The following is a 2021-nucleotide window of genomic DNA, read 5'->3' on the forward strand; positions in this document are numbered from 1 at the left end:
GAAGAATACTGGATTAATAGATTTAGCGATGAGATACCAGTATTAAATATGCCTACTGACTATGAAAGGCCAGCTATACAAAGCTTTGAAGGAGATAGTGTAAGTTTTGAAGTTAATGAAGATACAACATTAAAGTTAAGAAAGCTTACAAAAGAAACAGGAACTACAATGCACATGGTTTTAATATCGGCATTTAATATAATTCTATCAAAATATAGTGGACAAGAGGATATAGTAATAGGAACACCAATAGCTGGAAGACCACATGCAGATATTCAAAATATAATTGGCATGTTTGTAAATACATTGGCTTTAAGGAATAAGCCAGAAGGAGATAAGAAATATATAGATTTCTTAAAAGAAGTAAAAGAAAACTCCCTAAAAGCTTATGAAAATCAAAGTTATCAACTTGAGATTCTAGTAGAAAACTTAAATCTAAGAAGAGATACAAGTAGAAATCCATTGTTTGATGTTATGTTTAATATGGTTGACACGGTAACTAGCAGAGATATTAAGTTAGATGATATTGTATTGAAGGCATATAGTAATGGAAACAAAATATCAAAGTTTGACTTAACATTAAACGCTGTAGAAAGTGATATTAAAATAATCTTTAGTATAGAATACTGCTCAAAACTATTTAAGAAAGAAACAATAGAAAGGCTAGGCAGTCACTATGTAAGAATCTTAGATAACATAGTAAGCAATAAAGAAATAAAATTAAGAGAAGTTAATTTATTATCAGAATCAGAAAGAAATCAGATACTATATGAATTCAATGATACAAAGGTAGATTATCCGAAGGAGAAAACAATACATGAATTATTTGAAACTCAGGTAGAAAAAACACCAGAGAATATTGCTATAGTATTTGAAGGCAAGAAGCTAACCTATAGAGAGTTAAATGAAAGAGCCAATAGTTTGGCAAGAGTGTTAAGAGGTAAAGGTGTTAAAACTGATTCTATAGTGGGAATAATGGTAGAAAGATATCTAGAGATGATAGTAGGAATAATGGGAATTTTAAAGGCTGGAGGAGCATATTTACCAATAGACCCAAGTTATCCAAAAGAAAGAATAGAATATATGCTAAAGGATAGCAAATGTGAAGTTTTATTAACTGTAGAAAGTTCAGTAAATAATATAGAATTCACTAAAGAAGTCATAGATTTATTTAATGAAGGCTGGTTTGAAGATGATTTAAGCAATCTAGAAAAAATAAATAATTCAAGCAATCTAGCATATGTTATCTACACTTCAGGAACTACTGGAGAACCTAAAGGGGTAATGATTGAACATAGAAGTGTAATTAATACATTAATATATATGCAAGATAATTATCCTGTTGTTATGCATGATGCATATTTATTTAAAACAAATTACACCTTTGATGTATCTGTAACTGAGATTTTCGGATATTTTATGGGTGGTGGTACATTAGTAATAGTAAATGACACAGATAGCAAGGATATTAATGCTATTATTAATGCAATAAAAAAATATAAAGTAACACATATAAATTTTGTACCGGCTATGCTAAATATGTTTATTGAACTTACTGATGATAATTATAATAAAGTTGCAAATTTGAAATATGTATTTGCTGCAGGGGAAGAATTAAAAGCTAATTTAGTCTCTAATTTCTATAATAAATTTAATAATATTGCATTAGAAAACTTATATGGACCTACAGAGGCAAGTATCTATGCAACTAAATACTCTACGAGTATTGCGTTAAATGGAAATAGTGTGCCGATAGGAACTCCTATAAATAATACTAAGATATACATTTTGGATACAAAAAATAATCATTTGCCAATAGGGGTAGTAGGTGAACTATGTATAAGCGGGGATGGATTAGCAAGAGGCTATTTGAATAGACCAGATCTAACCGCTGAAAAATTTGTAGATAATCCATTTGAAGTAGGTACTAAAATGTATAAGACGGGAGACTTAGCAAGATGGTTACCAGATGGAAACATAGAATTTTTAGGAAGAATAGATAATCAAGTAAAAATAAGAGG

At 29.5% G+C, this 2021-nt stretch carries 1 protein-coding gene; it reads left to right on the plus strand.

The annotated features are described in order from the left end of the window. Nucleotides 1–2021, plus strand: a 2021-nt coding sequence (locus tag B2W91_RS18840) for a non-ribosomal peptide synthetase (RefSeq protein WP_291583726.1), incomplete at both ends; no start/stop codon positions are given.

The sequence above is a fragment of the Clostridium sp. UBA6640 genome (assembly GCF_002455975.1).
Lineage (GTDB): Bacteria > Bacillota > Clostridia > Clostridiales > Clostridiaceae > Clostridium_J.